Raw genomic sequence first — 15,303 nt, 5'->3', positions numbered from 1 at the left:
CTAGCAGCTTATTGTGACATTATGATGAAGGTTTTATGACAAACTTATGATATTTGCAGCGGACATCGGCTCGCTGGCAATCGTCCGAGGGCTATGGTCCGGCGCCCGCACGCATGGTTTTGGCCGGCAAAACGTTCTATCTTTGGCCCTTGGGCTCGCGCCGAGCCAAGGGTTCGAGGAGAGTGATCTTGAGTAAACGGGTTTTGATTCTGGGTGGGGATGGCTTCTGTGGCTGGCCCACCAGCCTGCACCTTTCGGCCCAGGGCCATGAGGTCCACATCGTCGATAACCTGGTTCGCCGGCGGCAGGATGAGGAACTGGGGGTGCAGTCCCTTACCCCCATTCGGCCCCTCAGCGAGCGACTCAAGGCCTGGCAGGAGCACAGTGGGCGGGAGATCGCCTTCACTGCCCTGGACATCGCCCACGACTATGGGCAGTTGCGCGATCTGCTGGCCCAATGGCGACCCGAGGCCATCGTCCACTTTGCGGAGCAGCGCTCGGCGCCCTACTCCATGAAGTCGCCGCGCCACAAACTCTACACCGTGGACAACAATCTGAACGCCACCCACAACGTCCTCTGTGCCATGGTGGAGGTGGGTCTGGAGACGGATTGCCATCTGGTACACCTGGGCACCATGGGCGTCTATGGGTACAAGACCTCGCGCTTCAAGTTACCCGAGGGCTATCAGAAGATCCGGCTGCTCTCGCCCGATGGTAACGACAGCGTCGAGACCGAGATTCTGTATCCGCCGGATCCGGGCTCCATCTACCACATGACCAAGACCCAGGATCAGCTCTTTTTCTACTACTACAACAAAAACGACGGCTTGCGCATCACCGACCTGCACCAGGGAATCGTCTGGGGCACGGAAACACCCGAAACCTGCTGCGACGAACGGCTCATCAACCGCTTCGATTACGACGGCGATTTTGGCACCGTGCTCAATCGCTTCGTCATGCAGGCGGCGGTGGGCCACCCCCTGACGGTGCACGGCACCGGTGGGCAGACGCGTGCCTTCATCCACATCCGCGATACGGTGCGCTGCATCGAACTGGCCATCGCCCACCCGCCGGCACCGGGTGAGCGCGTGCGCGTTTTCAACCAGACCACGGAAACCCACCGCATCCGCGATCTTGCCCGGTTGATCCACGAACTCACGGGCGCACCCATCGACTTTGTGGACAATCCGCGCAAGGAACAGGACGAGAACGAACTGAAGGTGGAAAATCAGGGCCTGCAGAACCTTGGGCTGGCACCCATCACCCTATCCGCCGGGCTACTGGCGGAGGTGTCCGAAGTCGCTGCCCGCTACCGTCATCGCTGCGATCTCACGAAGATTCCAGCGCGCTCGCGCTGGCGTCCGCAGACGGCGTCGTGCCCACCTGAAAGGGATTCAGATCCTGTGGGTGCACCTGTCCATAGCGAACGGCAGCACGACTGACGATGAGCGGGTCGACCTCACCGATGGCGACGACGTCCTTGTCGTCGTAGGGTAAGGTCTGGAGCAGATGCCGCATGGCATTCAGGCGCGCCCGCTTCTTGTCGTCGGACTTGACCACCGTCCAGGGAGCATAGGCCGTATCGGTGTGGAAAAACATGGTCTCCTTGGCCTGGGTGTAGGCGTCCCAGCGATCCATGGAGGCCAGATCCATGGGCGATAATTTCCACTGCTTCAAAGGATGCCGCTTACGCTCCTCAAAGCGGCGCCTCTGCTCTTCACGGGTCACGGAAAACCAGAATTTGATGAGAAAGATACCGCTATAGACGAGGTGGCGCTCGAATTCCGGAGCTTGGCGCATGAATTCCTGATATTCCAATTCGCTGCAGAAACCCATGACCCTTTCCACGCCGGCCCGGTTGTACCAGGAGCGGTCGAAGAATACCATTTCACCGGCGGTGGGCAATTGCTCCACATAACGCTGGAAGTACCATTGTCCGCGCTCTTTTTCCGAGGGTTTTTCCAGGGCCACGACCCGCGCCCCACGGGGATTGAGGTGCTCCATGAAGCGCTTGATGGTGCCACCCTTGCCGGCGGCGTCGCGACCCTCGAAAACCACGATCACCCGCTGTCCCGTCTGCTTGACCCAGGCCTGAAGCTTGAGCAATTCCACTTGCAGGCCATATTTCTGGCGCTCGTATTGGCGGCGTGTCATGCGGTACCGGTAGGGATACTGACCGTGCCGCCAACCGGGATTCAGGGTATCGTCGACGCGGTCCTCGGGCTCACGCAGGCGCCGCTCGGCATACTCCAGGTCGTCGGCACTGAGGTCCGAGGCGGCGGCCTGAGCGGCCTGGGCCAGGGTATCGGCATCGATCCGGGTTGCTCCCGCGCGCCGTAATTGGTCGGCCAGAACCGCCGTCTGGTGCTCCTGCGCCATCTCCACGGCGTCGGCAATGACAAACTCGCCGATGCCCTCGGCATCGAGGTCCGGCGGCAGATCCCCCGCGTTCATGGGCCGAGGCGCTTCCGGACCTGAGGACGGCATCTCCGCGTTCAGCAGCTCTTGGGGGTTGCTGGAAAGTTCATCGGGACGATTGCGCTGCATGCTGCTCTCCGGGGCAAAATCCCTAGTCTAGCGCAACATTGTGACCGTTTTGTGACACCTGCCGAGCTATAATTCCGCCGGCGGAAAATCGCCGCTGCGATAGAGCCTTAGGACGGTGATGAAAAAGTCGGTGGTATACTGGGCGAAATGGTACAGCGGGGGTTGGAAAGATGCGTGGAGCGAAGGTAGAGACCCAAGGGTTGTTCAGCTACGTTTCCCCGGAGCAACGGGTGCCCCAAGACCATCCGCTGAGAGCGATCCGGGCTATCGTGGATCGCTCCCTGGCGGAGATGGATAGCCACTTCAGCACGATGTACTCGACCTACGGTCGCCCCTCCATTCCACCGGAGTTTCTCCTGCGGGCGCTACTGCTGCAGGTGTTTTACAGCATCCGCTCGGAACGGCAGCTGATAGAGCAACTCAACTACAACCTGCTGTTCCGTTGGTTTGTCGGTTTGGGAATGGACGACGACGTCTGGGTGCCCACGGTCTTCAGCAAGAATCGGGATCGATTGCTGGATCACGGGACGGTGCGGGAATTCTTCCGATCCGTACTGGAACAGGCCCGCGGCCAGAATCTGCTCTCCGAAGAGCATTTCTCCGTCGATGGCACCCTGCTGGAAGCTTGGGCTTCGCAGAAGTCTTTCCGGCCGAAAGATCCTGAGGACCGTGAGGGCGATGGTTCCGATTTCCGCGGCCAGACGCGCAGTAACGAGACGCACGCCTCGGTGACCGACCCCGATGCCCGGCTCTACAAAAAGGCGCCCGGCGAAGCTTCCCGCTTGGCCTATCTTGGGCATGTGCTCATGGACAATCGCCACGGGCTCATTGCCGGAGAGCAGGTCACCACCGCCGACGGCACGGCGGAAGTCGACGCCGCCGTCCAACTCGTGGACGATCTGGGCGGGAACCAGCGCATCACCCTCGGTGCCGACAAGGGCTATGACCGCCACGGCTTCGTCCAGAATCTCCGGGATCGGAATGTGACCCCTCATGTAGCCCGCAAGCGGAAAGGCTCGGCCATCGATGCCCGGACTACTCGCCACTGGGGCTATGCCATGAGCATCCACGTCCGGCGGCGGATAGAATCCATCTTCGGCTGGATGAAGACGGTGGGAGGGATGCGGAAAACCCGATTCCGTGGCTTGGAACGGGTCGGTCTGCACTTTTCCTTGGTCACTGTCGCCTACAACCTGGTCCGCATGGTGCGATTGGGGGTGGCCTGATGGGAGTACTGCGTCTGGAATCCGAAAATGGCCCCAAAAAAGACTGCAACAGCGGGCAAAACAGGCCTGATAGGGCTGCCTATTCCGCAATTTTTGACCAAATCGGATAGCGCCTCGGCGTTTCTACGGATTTTTTCCGCATCCTCTTAGGGTCTCGCGAATCGCCTCGTCACTGTTGAGCACGAAGGGGCCATATTGGACGATGGGTTCGCGCAGCGGCTGACCGGCAACCATCAAGGCAGCGCTACCGGCCTCGCCGCTCAGCAGGACGCCGCGATTTTCGGGATCGTCCGCGAAAATCCCTAGGTGCGCCGTCGGTATCACCTTCCCCTGCGCCGACACCGTGCCCTGGTAGGGAACCGCGAAGGCCACGTGGGTAGTCGGAAGTTCCACGAAAATATCCGCTGCATCCTGCCAGCGCAGGTCCAGAAGGTAAGGGTCCGTCGTGGGACGGGCGACGGGACCTTGCAGGTGACGATAGCGGCCCGCCAACACCACCACGTCATAGGCCCCGCCGGGTTCCCGCCAGCGGGGTAGCTCCTCGGCCCGGAAGTCCCGGTACCAGGGCGGGGTGTCCTTGTCCCGCGCGGGCAGATTCAGCCAGAGTTGCAGACCCGCCATCCGCCCGCTTTCCTGCTCCGGCATCTCGGAGTGCAGGATGCCGCGACCCGCCGTCATCCACTGCATGCCGCCACTTTCGATGACCCCACTGTGACCGGCACTGTCCGCGTGGCGCATGCGCCCCGTCAGCATATAGGTAATGGTCTCGAAGCCCCGGTGGGGGTGGGTGGGGAAACCCGCGAGATAGTCCTCGGGCACATCGCTGCCGAAAAGGTCGAGCATCAGGAAAGGATCGAGCCGGCGCTGCAAGCCAGACTCCAAAAGGCGCGTCAGAACCACACCGGCACCGTCCTTGGTCACCCGACCGGGGTGCAGGGATTCTATAGGGCGCCCGACCCCCTGCGATCCAACGGCCGTGTGCGCATTCCCTTCCATGGTATCCACCCCGCAAAGCTCGTCGTTCCATGCTAGGACAGCCCAGGATTTTGGACAAGTCCAGCGGGCCGTCTACACTCGGGGTTTTAGCGGCAAAAAACGCAGACCGATGCACGACTGGTGGATATACCCTCTGCTCTTTGGCGGCGGCCTCGTGGCGGGTTTTGTCAACGTCCTCGCTGGTGCCGGCTCGGCGCTCACCCTGCCCCTCCTGATCTTTGCAGGGCTGAGCCCGGGGGTCGCCAATGCCAGCAATCGCATCGGTATCCTGGCGGAAAACGCCTTGGCCAGTCGCCGCTTTCTGCGAAAAGACCTGGTGGAACCGCGCGTTGGCGCCAAACTCGCGCTGTGGACCTTGCCGGGAGCCATCCTCGGCGCCTGGTCCAGCATCCATCTGGGCGGGGCCCTGTTCCAGAAGATCCTGGTCGTGGTGCTGGCTTTCAGCGCCGTCACCCTCTACCTGCCGCCGGATCTGGCACGCCGGCTGCACAGCTTGCCGCAGAACCACCCGCGGGGCATCTACCCGGCCATGTTGCTGCTGGGCTTCTACGGAGGATTCATTCAGGCGGGCATCGGTTTTCTCTTCATTTTCGTCCTGCGCGCCTTTCTCGACCTGCCTTTGCCGAAGATCAACGCGCACAAGACCTTCATCATCGCTACCTATACCCTTCCCTCTCTGCTCGTGTTCCTGTGGCTTGGCCAAGTGGACTGGCTACTGGGCGGCTGCGTCGGCGCCGGCGCCATCCTTGGCGCGCACTTCTCCAGCGGATTGACCCTGGGTCGGCACGGCGAGATGTGGATCAAGATCGTGGTGACGGTGGTGATCCTCGCCATGGGCGTCCGCCTGTGGTTTTTCTGAATCGACCCGCGGCAGATCGGTGATTTAAGTCGATGGATGAAGTGTCTCGGGTTAAGCTCTTGCCTTATTGGGTTTTTTGCTCTAAAAATCCACCCGAGGGAGAAACTGGAGCAGAGTGCCCATGGTATCACAGACCGCAGCACGGCCGGACTGGAGACGGCCGGATTTTCGTATCGGTGTATCGTTGGCGCTATTGACCAGCGCCGGGCTTCTGCTGGGAGGCTGCGCCACGGACCTTTCCGGCAGCGCCGTTTCCTCGGGCGGGTATACGAATACGCTGTCCAGCAGAGGCTACGCTTACCGGCCGGACATCCAGGAAAGTCACCGCGAGGCGACGGTGCTGGATACCGTTCTGGTCAACGCCATCGCCCAGATTGGCAAACCCTATGTCTGGGGAGGCGAGAGTCGCGCTGGTGGCTTCGATTGCAGCGGACTCATCCAGTACGTCCTGGGCCAGGCCGGGGTGCAGGTGCCGCGTACGGCAGCAGCCCAGGCGGCGGCCCTGCCGGCGGTCCCCCTGTCCCACATCCAAAAGGGCGATCTGCTGTTCTTCAACACCCTTGGGCGCCCCTACTCCCACGTAGGTATCTATATCGGCGGGGACCAGTTTGTCAGCGCCCTCAATCCGCGCGCTGGCATCACCGTTCAGAGCCTGCGTAATCCCTACTGGTCCAGTCGTCTGGACGGCGTGCGCCGGCCCATGCCACCGGAGTTGCTGGCCATGACCGCCCGGGATAGCCATGTACTCAACCGCTGAAGACCCCCGCGGCGGCAGCGCCGCTGGCCACGATTCCTGGCGTCGGTGGATGTCCGCTGGCGTTCTGGCCGGTATCCTGACCCTGTCGGGATGTGCAACACAGGTCAACTCCAGCGCACCGGCGGCACCAATCGCGGCATCGGTAGCGACCGCGGCTGTGCCCGCTGCACCCGCCCACGACACTGCCCAGTCCAGCGCCGCAGAGCTCGCGCCGGCATCGGCCTACTGTCCGGCGGATCTGCGCTTCCCGGGCTTTCCCGAGCGCTATCAGGACGACCTGCGCAGCTTTGCCTGCATCCTCCAACAGCATTACGGTCTGCCGGCCGCGCTGGTCATTCCGGCCCTGCAGAGCGCTCACTATGACTCGCGGGCCGTGAGTTTGATGAGCCCGCCACCGCCCAGCAGCGTTCCCCAAGCGCCGCTGCCCTGGTGGCGCTACCGCGAACGCTTCCTGAGCGCGCAACGCCTCGACAGCGGCGTGCGCTTTTGGCGCGAGCACCGCCGTATTCTGGAGGACGTAGCGGAAAAATACGGGGTTCCACCGCCCATTCTCCTGGGCATCCTCAACATCGAGACCGGATTTGGATCCTTCATGGGCAATTTTCCGGTGCTGGATGCCAATCTCAGTCTCAGCCTGGCCCTGAAGCCCCGCCGTGCCTTCTTTCTGGCGCAGACCGCAGAGACCCTGAAACTCGCTGAAAAACTGGGCCGTCCCGTGAGCGCGCTGCGCGGGTCGCCCGCCGGGGCCATGGGTATGTCGCAATTTCTGGCCAGCAGCTATCTGAAGTATGGCGTCGTCTGGAATGACCCTCCCGGAGAGGGTTTGCCCAATCTCTGGCAATCCGTGCCGGATGTGCTGGCCTCCACCGCTAACTTTTTCCGCGCCCACGGCTGGCAGCCGGGGCAACCGGTGCTGGTTCCGGCGCTGATTTCCCGGGGAAGCGCGCCGGAAACCTCGACACGACCGGACTACACCCTGGCCCAGCTGGCTCGCCTGGGCGTGTATCCGGAACGCGGCCACGCGCTGCTTCCGGCGGACACCCGGGTGGGTCTTTTGCGCCTCGAAGGTCGTACCGGGCCGCACTACTATCTGGCCTATCCCAATTTCTACGCCATCATGGGCTACAATCCGAGTGTGTATTACTCGGCGACGGTCTGGGCCTACGCCGAGGCCCTGGGGCGCATTCGCGGCTGAGAAGGGACGCCGGCTGTGCTACAGTGTGTAGCATCTTCCGCTGGGAGTGTGTCGTGTCCGAAAAGACCGTCGTAGAGTACGTTCTGGCGGCGCCGTGGCTTGTCCCCATCCGCCCCCACGGGGTTCTGGAGCAGCACGGGCTGGCCATTGGCCAGGGGCGCATTTGCGATCTGGGTCCGCAGGTCGAGTTGCGCGCGCGCTACCCCTCTGCCCGCTGGATCGATCTTCCCCATCATGTGCTCCTGCCGGGGCTCGTCAACAGCCACACCCACGCGGCCATGAGCCTGCTGCGCGGCCTTGCCGACGATCTGCCGCTGATGACCTGGCTCGAGCAACACATCTGGCCCGCTGAAGGGCGTTTCGTGGGGCCGGAGTTTGTCGCCACGGGAACCCGGCTGGCCATCGCCGAGATGCTGCGCGGCGGCACCACCTGCTTCAACGACATGTATTTCTATCCCGAAGCGGCGGCGCAGGCCGTGGTGGAGAGCGGCATCCGTGCCAGTCTGGGCCAGGTGGTGATCGATTTTCCGACGGCGCAGAGTCGGGACGCCGGCGACGCACTCCGGCGTGCGGAAATGCAGATCCTGCAGCTGCGCGACTTGCCGCGGATTCGCCAGAGTATCGCTCCGCACGCGCCCTACACGGTCCCCGACCACGCGCTGCGTGAAGCGAAGGCGCTTGCCCGCAGCCATGGGCTTTTTCTGCACATGCACGTGCACGAGACGGCGCAGGAAGTCGAAAATGCTCTTTCCCAAGACGGACGGCGGCCCCTGCAGCGGCTGGACGAACTGGGTCTTTTGGATGAGCACTTTCTCGCCGTGCACATGACGCAGCTGACGACGGAGGATCTGGATCTCGTGGCGCAACGCGGCCTGCGCCTTGCGCACTGTCCGGAGTCCAATCTGAAGCTCGGTTCCGGTATCGCCGACGTGGCCCAATGGCAGGCGCGTGGCATTCCCTTTGGTATCGGCACCGACGGTGCCGCCAGTAACAACGACCTCGACCTCTTTGGCGAGTTGCGTACAGCCGCACTCCTGGCCAAAGGCCGGGACGGCGATACGATGGCTCTGGCGGCGGCAGTGGCCCTGGAGGCGGCTACCCTGGGCGGGGCCATGGCCTGTGGCTGGGGCGATAGTATCGGCAGCCTGGAAATCGGCAAGTTGGCGGACTGCATTGCCGTGGACCTCGATCACCCGGCCACCCAACCGCTGTACGATCCCATATCCCAGCTGGTCTACTGCGCCGGACGCGATCAGGTGAGCCACGTGTGGGTGAATGGCGAATTGCTGGTGAACGAGGGCAGATGGACGCGGCTGGACTGGCCGGGTCTCAGGGCACAGGCACAGACATGGGCGCGGCGTATCGCTGCAAAGGATCGGCAGGCGTGAACGTAGACTCCACGGAAATCGAAAAGTTTGGCGCCATGGCGCAGGACTGGTGGGACGACAAGGGTCCTCTTCGGACTCTGCACCAGATCAATCCCGTGCGGCTGGAATTCATCCGGCGCGGCTGCGGTGGTCGTCTGGAGGGCCTGCGGGTGGTGGATGTGGGCTGCGGTGCCGGCATCCTCAGCGAGGCCATGGCCAGGGCCGGAGCGAAGGTCCTCGGCGTGGACCTGGCGGAGTCCGCTCTGGCAGCGGCACGCAAGCATGCCGAGCAAGGAGACCAGGATCTGTCCAAGACCCTGGAATATCGCGCCATTGCCGTCGAGGATCTCGCCGCTGAGGCTGCCGGGAGCTTTGATGTCGTCACCTGTATGGAGATGCTGGAGCACGTGCCGGAGCCCCAGAGCGTCGTCCGTGCCTGTGCCAAGCTGCTGCGCCCGGGCGGGCAGGTCTTCTTTGCCACCATCAACCGCAACCCCAAGAGTTATCTGCTGGCCATCCTGGGCGCCGAGTATGTGCTGGGCCTCATCCCCCGGGGTACCCACGACTACGAGAAATTGATCCGCCCAAGCGAACTCCTGGACATGGCCCGGACGGCAGGATTGCAGCTGGAGGAGCTCAAGGGCATGCACTACGACCCCATCCGTGGCCGCGCTCGCCTGGTGGACGACGTCAGCGTCAATTATCTCTGTCGCAGCCGCAGGGTAGATTCGGCGTGACGCCCTGGCATGCCGTCCTCTGGGATCTGGACGGCACCCTCCTGGATACGGCTCCCGACCTCATCGCCGCCGTCACCGAGCTGTGTCGCCGTCGCGGGCGCAGCGCTCCTGCCGTTGCGGCACTGCGCCCCTTTGCCTCGCAGGGCGCGCGTGGCCTGCTGCGAGAGGCCTTCGGGGTAGAGCCGCCGCAACCCGAGTTTCAGGCTTTGCGCGAGGAGTTTCTTGCCCTCTACGAGGCCGACATCGCCACCCGCACCCGTCTTTTTCCGGGGGTCGCGCAATGCCTGGTCACCCTGGCTGCACGCGGCATTCCCTGGGGCATCGTCACCAACAAGCCCGGCTATCTCACGGCTGCCCTGCTGGCGGCCCTGCCCCTGCCGGTAGCCCCAGCCGTGGTAGTCAGCGGCGACACCACGGCGCGCAGCAAGCCCGATCCCCTACCCTTGCGCCACGCTCTGGAAACCCTGGCGGTGCTCCCCCAGCACAGTCTCTACCTGGGCGACGATCGCCGGGACATCGAGGCTGCCCACGCCGCCGGCTGCACGGCCTGGGCAGCGGGCTGGGGCTATGGTGGTGGTGAGGCGATAGCCTCCTGGGGCGCCGATGCCGTCATTCCCCGCAGCGAAGATCTAGTCACCCGGCTCTTCGCCGCCAGCGTCGGTGGCGATGGGACCTGGTAGCGTCGGTCTGCGCATCTGCAACCAGGCGGCGGTGAGGATGGCCAGACCGCCCAGAAACTCGAAGCCGGAAACGGTCTCAGCGGCAAGGAGCCAGGCCGATACGGCACCAAAGAGGATCTCCACGGGCATGATCACCGCCGACAGACTCACGGGCAGCCGGGCCACACCGTAGAGGGTCGCGGCGGTGGCGCCGCCTACCCAGAGCCACGCAAAGACTGGGAGCAGCCACCATTGGCCGCTGATGTGGGTCGGCCAGGGTGCGAATGCCGCCACACCCAGACCAAGGGCCGCACAGCCCCACCAGATGGCCACGGCCCGCTCGCGATCCGGGACACTCCGATTGCCGCGCAGCAGGACGTTGCTGGCGGCAAAGGCAAGACCGGCACTGACCGCTAGGAAATCGTCCGGATCCAGGGGTGACCACGGTCCTGCGGCACCGTGATCCACCACCAGAATACTGCCCGCCATGGCCAAGGCACCAGCCAATATGCCGCGCCACCCCAGGGGTTCCTTGAGCAGCAGCCAGGCCAGCAGCAGGGACCATACGGGCGATAGATAAAAAAGCAACAGCACCCGCACGACACTGCCGTGAAAGAGCGCCAGCAAAAAGGCCACATTGGTCCAGCCGCCCAGCAGGGCAAGGGCCACGAGCACTTTGCCATCGCGCCGCCAGCGCAGCCGGCGCCAGCGCACCAGCGCCAGCGTCGGCGCTGCAAGGACGACGTAGACAGCGGCGATCAGCCAGGGACCCGCCAGCCCCTGGCTGGAGAAAAAGCGCAATGGCCACCAGAAGCAACCCCACAGGGCGGCGCCGAAAACCAGCGCAGCGATGGCCAAGTGGCGCGGTGATTCCGGAAGCGGCTCGGCAGACACTTGTCAGAGGACTCCTTTCTGCACCAAACTTGGACCCATGATGAACGACATTGGCGGGCGGCGGTCGAGCATGGCGGAGGATTGTGGCATGAATCCGGGCCTTGCGTCATTGCAGGCTTACCCCTTTGAGCGCCTGCGTCGGCTACTCCAGGATGTGCGCCCGCCCGCCCTGCCCCTGGTGGATTTTTCCATCGGTGAGCCGCGGCAACAGGCTCCCGAGCTCGTGGCCAGGGCGCTGACGGCGTCGCTCCAGCAGGGCCTCGCGGAATATCCCAAGGTCCTGGGTGAGCCCGCCCTGCGCCAGGCCATCGCGGCCTGGACGAGCCGTCGCTTTACCCTGCCCACGGGTTTCCTCGATCCGGATCGCTGCATCCTGCCCGTCAATGGCACCCGCGAGGCGCTCTTCAGTATCGCCCAGACCGTGATAAATCCGTGCCAGGACGTCAAGAGCCTGGTACTCATGCCCAATCCCTTCTACCAGATCTACGAGGGGGCGGCACTTTTGGCCGGGGCAAAGCCACACTACCTGAATTGCGATCCAGGCAGCGGTCAGCCCGATTTTCGGGCCATTCCCGAGTCGGTCTGGGAGCGTAGTGCCCTGCTCTACGTGAACTCGCCCCACAACCCCACCGGTGCCGCGCTGGGCGGCGAGGAGCTCGCCTGGCTCGTCGGTCAGGCGCGGCGTTTCGGCGTCGTGCTCGCCGTCGACGAGTGCTACACCGAGATCTATTTCCGCGGGCCACCCACGGGTGTGCTGAGCGTGGCCGCCCAAACGGGCAGCCTCGACTCCGTGCTGAGCTTCCACAGCCTGTCCAAGCGTTCCAGCATACCGGGTGCGCGCAGCGGCTTCGTCGCCGGCGATCCTGCCATCCTGGCCCAGTTTCTGCGCTACCGAACCTATCTTGGCGCGGCCATGCCGCCCTTCATTCAGGCGGCCTCACGCGCCGCCTGGAGCGACGAGGAGCATGTGGTCGAGAGCCGGCGCAGTTACGCGCGCAAGTTTGCCGCTGCCCGCGACATCCTCGGCGAGCACCTGGACATCCAGCTGCCCGATGGCGGCTTCTATCTCTGGCCCGAGGTGGGTGATGGTGAAGCCTTTGCCCGCGAGCTCTACGCTGCCGAGCACGTCCGTTGCCTGCCGGGAGCCTATCTGGCGCGCGAGGCGCACGGGCTGCACCCCGGACACGACCGCGTGCGCATCGCTCTGGTAGGCAGTGAAGCGGAATGCATCGAGGGTTTGCAACGTATCCGCCGTTTTCTCGATAATCGCCCTCACGCATCGTCGCAAGAAAAGGAGTCAGCGTGGCACAGTTAGCGGAAATCATCGAAGGCGCCTGGGAAGAGCGGGATCGCTTCAGCCCGCGCAATGCTCCCAACGAGCTGCGCGACGCCGTGGGTCAGGTCATCGAGGGTCTCGACAAGGGCGTGCTGCGGGTCGCAGAAAAACGCGATGGCCAATGGCACACCCACCAGTGGATCAAGAAGGCCGTGCTCCTGTCGTTTCGCCTCCAGGACAATGTGCGCATTCCGGGGGCCGAGACCCAGTATTTCGACAAGGTACCGGGCAAGTTTTCCGACTACAACAGCAACGATTTTCGGACTGGCGGCTTTCGTGTGGTGCCGCCCGCGACGGTGCGCAAGGGGGCGTATATTGCCCGCAACTGTGTGCTCATGCCCTCCTTCGTCAATATCGGCGCCTATGTGGATGAAGGTACCATGGTCGACACCTGGGCGACGGTGGGTTCCTGCGCCCAGATCGGTAAGAACGTCCACCTCTCCGGTGGCGTCGGCATCGGCGGCGTGCTGGAACCTCTGCAGGCCAATCCCACCATCATCGAGGACGACTGCTTCATCGGCGCGCGCTCCGAGGTGGTGGAGGGAGTGATCGTGGAGTCGGGTTCGGTCATCTCCATGGGGGTGTTCATCGGCGCCAGCACCCGGATCTTCGATCGCGAGACAGGCGAAATCCTCTATGGGCGAGTGCCGGCGGGCTCGGTAGTGGTATCGGGCAATCTCCCGGCCAAGGACGGCAGCCACAGTCTCTACTGCGCGGTCATCGTCAAGAAAGTGGATGCCAAGACCCGGAGCAAGGTGGGAATCAACCAGTTGCTGCGCGAGATCTGATTCATGGACCAGCGCCAGCGCGTTCTGCGCTATGCCCAAACCCTCATGGCGCGCCCGTCGGTGACCCCCGAGGATGGGGGCTGTCAGACCTGGATGGCGGAACGACTCCAGCAGATAGGGTTCACCGTCACCCCCTTGCCCGCCGGTGGCGTGGAAAATTTCTGGGCCATACGCGGCGAGTCCGGTCCCATCTTCTGTTTTGCCGGACACACGGACGTGGTACCGCCTGGCCCGCGCGAGGCCTGGGCGACGGATCCTTTCACCCCCGAGCTGCGCGATGGCGTTCTCTATGGGCGCGGGGCAGCGGACATGAAGGGCAGCCTGGCGGCTATGCTCGTGGCCGTGGAGGACTTCGTCGGCGCACACCCACGGCATCCTGGTCGTATCGCTTTTCTCATCACCTCCGACGAGGAAGGCGTGGCCACCCACGGTACCCGTCACGTGGTGGACTACTTGGCGGCGCGGCAGATCCGGCCGGATTATTGCCTAGTGGGTGAGCCCTCCTCCGCAGAACGCCTGGGGGACGTGGTAAAAAACGGTCGGCGCGGTTCCCTCAACGCCCGTTTACGGATCCTCGGGCAGCAAGGGCACGTCGCCTATCCGGAACTTGCGGACAATCCCATCCACCGCGCCCTGCGACCACTGACGGAACTCGTGGAGAAGGAATGGGATGACGGCTATCCCGATTTTCCGCCAACCCGCCTGCAAATCTCCAATATCCACGCCGGCACCGGCGTGACCAACGTCATCCCCGGGCAGTTGGAGCTGCAGTTCAACTTCCGCTTTTCCCCGGCCTCGAGCCTCGAGTCCTTGCAAAAGGCCGTGGTGGATCTCCTGGACAGGCATGGCCTGCACTACGAGCTGGACTGGCAATTCTCGGGACCGCCTTTTTACACGCCCCCCGGGAAACTGGTGGCCGCCACCCAGAGAGTCCTCCAACGACGGCTCGGTCGAGAAGCGCAGTTGTCCACGGGCGGAGGGACCTCCGACGGACGGTTCATCGCCCAATTGGGCGGTGAGGTGCTGGAGCTGGGTCCGCGCAACGCTACCATCCACAAGGTCAACGAGTGTGTGGAACTGGCGGAGCTCGAGGATCTGGCCGCCATCTACCAGGGGCTTTTGGAGGAGCTCTTGGTCGGGACCGCGGCGTGAAGCGTGCTTTCCAGGTCTTTTCGCTCGCGGCCACAGGGATCCTGGTCCTTGGCGGCTGCGCGCAGCGGATGACCCCACCCCTTGGGTCGATCTCCGCCGCTGCCTCCATGGGCAGCTGTCATGCGGCGACGCCCAAGCCCGATGCCCCCTACAACCGCAGCTACGTCGTGAACGGCCGTCGCTATCAGCCGCTGACCACGGCCGATGGCTACGATCGGAGCGGGACCGCCTCTTGGTACGGCTGGGAGTCGGGTTCCGTCACCTCCATGGGAACGCCCTTCGTGCCTCAGGCTTTCAGCGCTGCCAGCCGCGAACTGCCCTTACCCACCTGCGTGCGCGTCACCAATCTGGCCAACGGACGCAGTGTGGAGGTTCTGGTGAACGATCGTGGTCCCTTTGTGGATGGCCGCCTCCTGGATCTCTCCTACGGTGCCGCCAAGGTCCTGGACATGATCCACTCGGGAACGGCGGTGGTCCGTGTCGAGGCCCTTGCACCAAGCCCGGCCACCACCACGACGACTGCTCCCAACCCCTCGGCCGGTAAGCCAGCAGAGATCTTCCTCCAGACCGGCGCCTTTCAGCAGCTCAACCTTGCCATCCGCGAACGCCAACGCCTGCAGGCGGCAGGAATCGGCCCGCTCCTCATCGTGCCCGGACTGGTGCGCGGTGTGACCTTCTATCGCGTCCAGATCGGCCCCCTGGCCAATCCCAGCGTCGCCGAGGCCCTCGGCGCCCGGCTGCGGCAAAGTGGTACGGCACAAGTCCTGGTGGTCCAGCAGTGACCTCGCGT

Annotated in this window: 15 protein-coding genes; 12 read left to right on the top strand and 3 right to left on the bottom strand. The window is 63.9% G+C overall.

What is annotated here, in order from left to right:
- The first annotated feature begins 188 nt into the window (after nucleotides 1-188).
- Nucleotides 189-1,442: an NAD-dependent epimerase/dehydratase family protein gene (locus ACAty_RS05485; protein ID WP_004871700.1), complete on the top strand. Its 1,254-nt coding sequence runs from the start codon at nucleotides 189-191 to the stop codon at nucleotides 1,440-1,442.
- Here the strand turns inward: ACAty_RS05485 and ppk2 are convergent.
- Nucleotides 1,330-2,547 carry a polyphosphate kinase 2 gene (gene ppk2 / locus ACAty_RS05480; RefSeq protein ID WP_004871697.1) on the bottom strand — a complete coding sequence of 406 codons (1,218 nt, stop codon included), beginning with the start codon at nucleotides 2,545-2,547 and terminating at the stop codon, nucleotides 1,330-1,332. The genes ACAty_RS05485 and ppk2 overlap by 113 nt on opposite strands.
- Nucleotides 2,548-2,717: 170 nt before the next feature.
- On the opposite strand from ppk2, the gene ACAty_RS05475 reads away from it, so the two are divergent.
- Nucleotides 2,718-3,773 carry an IS5 family transposase gene (locus ACAty_RS05475; RefSeq protein ID WP_014002833.1) on the top strand — a complete coding sequence of 352 codons (1,056 nt, stop codon included), beginning with the start codon at nucleotides 2,718-2,720 and terminating at the stop codon, nucleotides 3,771-3,773.
- 123 nt (nucleotides 3,774-3,896) lie between these two features.
- Here ACAty_RS05475 and ACAty_RS05470 read toward each other — a convergent pair whose 3' ends face one another.
- Nucleotides 3,897-4,769, bottom strand: coding sequence for a pirin family protein (locus ACAty_RS05470; RefSeq protein WP_226047567.1), 873 nt, complete (start codon nucleotides 4,767-4,769; stop codon nucleotides 3,897-3,899).
- A 109-nt stretch (nucleotides 4,770-4,878) separates the two neighbouring features.
- On the opposite strand from ACAty_RS05470, the gene ACAty_RS05465 reads away from it, so the two are divergent.
- From ACAty_RS05465 to gph, 6 genes are all read left to right on the top strand, one after another.
- A complete protein-coding gene (locus ACAty_RS05465) occupies nucleotides 4,879-5,628 on the top strand; it encodes a sulfite exporter TauE/SafE family protein (RefSeq protein ID WP_004871689.1) in 750 nt (249 codons plus the stop codon).
- A gap of 121 nt (nucleotides 5,629-5,749) precedes the next feature.
- Nucleotides 5,750-6,385 carry a C40 family peptidase gene (locus ACAty_RS05460; protein ID WP_004871685.1) on the top strand — a complete coding sequence of 212 codons (636 nt, stop codon included), beginning with the start codon at nucleotides 5,750-5,752 and terminating at the stop codon, nucleotides 6,383-6,385.
- Nucleotides 6,369-7,580 carry a lytic murein transglycosylase gene (locus ACAty_RS05455; RefSeq protein ID WP_004871683.1) on the top strand — a complete coding sequence of 404 codons (1,212 nt, stop codon included), beginning with the start codon at nucleotides 6,369-6,371 and terminating at the stop codon, nucleotides 7,578-7,580. The genes ACAty_RS05460 and ACAty_RS05455 overlap by 17 nt, the downstream gene beginning before the upstream one ends.
- A gap of 53 nt (nucleotides 7,581-7,633) precedes the next feature.
- The gene (locus tag ACAty_RS05450; RefSeq protein WP_004871679.1) at nucleotides 7,634-8,968 is read left to right on the top strand and encodes a TRZ/ATZ family hydrolase; all 1,335 of its coding nucleotides are present in this window, start codon (nucleotides 7,634-7,636) and stop codon (nucleotides 8,966-8,968) included.
- A complete protein-coding gene (gene ubiG / locus ACAty_RS05445) occupies nucleotides 8,965-9,684 on the top strand; it encodes a bifunctional 2-polyprenyl-6-hydroxyphenol methylase/3-demethylubiquinol 3-O-methyltransferase UbiG (protein ID WP_004871675.1) in 720 nt (239 codons plus the stop codon). The genes ACAty_RS05450 and ubiG overlap by 4 nt, the downstream gene beginning before the upstream one ends.
- Nucleotides 9,681-10,364, top strand: a complete 684-nt coding sequence (gph, locus tag ACAty_RS05440) for a phosphoglycolate phosphatase (protein WP_004871672.1) — start codon at nucleotides 9,681-9,683, stop codon at nucleotides 10,362-10,364. Before ubiG ends, gph begins: the two co-directional genes overlap by 4 nt.
- Here the strand turns inward: gph and ACAty_RS05435 are convergent.
- On the bottom strand, nucleotides 10,314-11,237 hold the full coding sequence (locus tag ACAty_RS05435; protein ID WP_004871668.1) for a DMT family transporter: 924 nt from the start codon (nucleotides 11,235-11,237) through the stop codon (nucleotides 10,314-10,316). The two genes, gph and ACAty_RS05435, sit on opposite strands and share 51 nt — an antisense overlap.
- 88 nt (nucleotides 11,238-11,325) lie before the next feature.
- Here ACAty_RS05435 and dapC point away from each other — a divergent pair, with 88 nt between their 5' ends.
- The 4 genes from dapC to ACAty_RS05415 are packed head-to-tail and all read left to right on the top strand — an operon-like array spanning nucleotide 11,326 to nucleotide 15,295.
- On the top strand, nucleotides 11,326-12,552 hold the full coding sequence (gene dapC, locus ACAty_RS05430) for a succinyldiaminopimelate transaminase (RefSeq protein ID WP_014002831.1): 1,227 nt from the start codon (nucleotides 11,326-11,328) through the stop codon (nucleotides 12,550-12,552).
- Nucleotides 12,540-13,361, top strand: a complete 822-nt coding sequence (gene dapD, locus ACAty_RS05425) for a 2,3,4,5-tetrahydropyridine-2,6-dicarboxylate N-succinyltransferase (protein WP_004871662.1) — start codon at nucleotides 12,540-12,542, stop codon at nucleotides 13,359-13,361. Before dapC ends, dapD begins: the two co-directional genes overlap by 13 nt.
- 3 nt (nucleotides 13,362-13,364) lie before the next feature.
- Nucleotides 13,365-14,513 carry a succinyl-diaminopimelate desuccinylase gene (dapE, locus tag ACAty_RS05420; protein WP_004871658.1) on the top strand — a complete coding sequence of 383 codons (1,149 nt, stop codon included), beginning with the start codon at nucleotides 13,365-13,367 and terminating at the stop codon, nucleotides 14,511-14,513.
- On the top strand, nucleotides 14,510-15,295 hold the full coding sequence (locus ACAty_RS05415) for a septal ring lytic transglycosylase RlpA family protein (RefSeq protein WP_004871656.1): 786 nt from the start codon (nucleotides 14,510-14,512) through the stop codon (nucleotides 15,293-15,295). The genes dapE and ACAty_RS05415 overlap by 4 nt, the downstream gene beginning before the upstream one ends.
- The last annotated feature ends 8 nt before the right edge of the window (nucleotides 15,296-15,303 follow it).

Origin of the sequence: Acidithiobacillus caldus ATCC 51756 (assembly GCF_000175575.2) — a bacterium.
Classification (GTDB): domain Bacteria; phylum Pseudomonadota; class Gammaproteobacteria; order Acidithiobacillales; family Acidithiobacillaceae; genus Acidithiobacillus_A; species Acidithiobacillus_A caldus.
The sequence above is the reverse complement of the archived record's forward strand: the minus strand, read 5'-3'. Positions and strand labels throughout refer to the sequence as shown.

Coding starts and splice junctions, on each gene's coding strand:
- ppk2 (WP_004871697.1), bottom strand. CDS start 2,547: ATGCAGCGCAATCGTCCCGATGAACTTTCCAGCAACCCCCAAGAGCTG.
- ACAty_RS05475 (WP_014002833.1), top strand. CDS start 2,718: ATGCGTGGAGCGAAGGTAGAGACCCAAGGGTTGTTCAGCTACGTTTCC.
- ACAty_RS05470 (WP_226047567.1), bottom strand. CDS start 4,769: ATGGAAGGGAATGCGCACACGGCCGTTGGATCGCAGGGGGTCGGGCGC.
- ACAty_RS05465 (WP_004871689.1), top strand. CDS start 4,879: ATGCACGACTGGTGGATATACCCTCTGCTCTTTGGCGGCGGCCTCGTG.
- ACAty_RS05460 (WP_004871685.1), top strand. CDS start 5,750: ATGGTATCACAGACCGCAGCACGGCCGGACTGGAGACGGCCGGATTTT.
- ACAty_RS05455 (WP_004871683.1), top strand. CDS start 6,369: ATGTACTCAACCGCTGAAGACCCCCGCGGCGGCAGCGCCGCTGGCCAC.
- dapC (WP_014002831.1), top strand. CDS start 11,326: ATGAATCCGGGCCTTGCGTCATTGCAGGCTTACCCCTTTGAGCGCCTG.
- dapE (WP_004871658.1), top strand. CDS start 13,365: ATGGACCAGCGCCAGCGCGTTCTGCGCTATGCCCAAACCCTCATGGCG.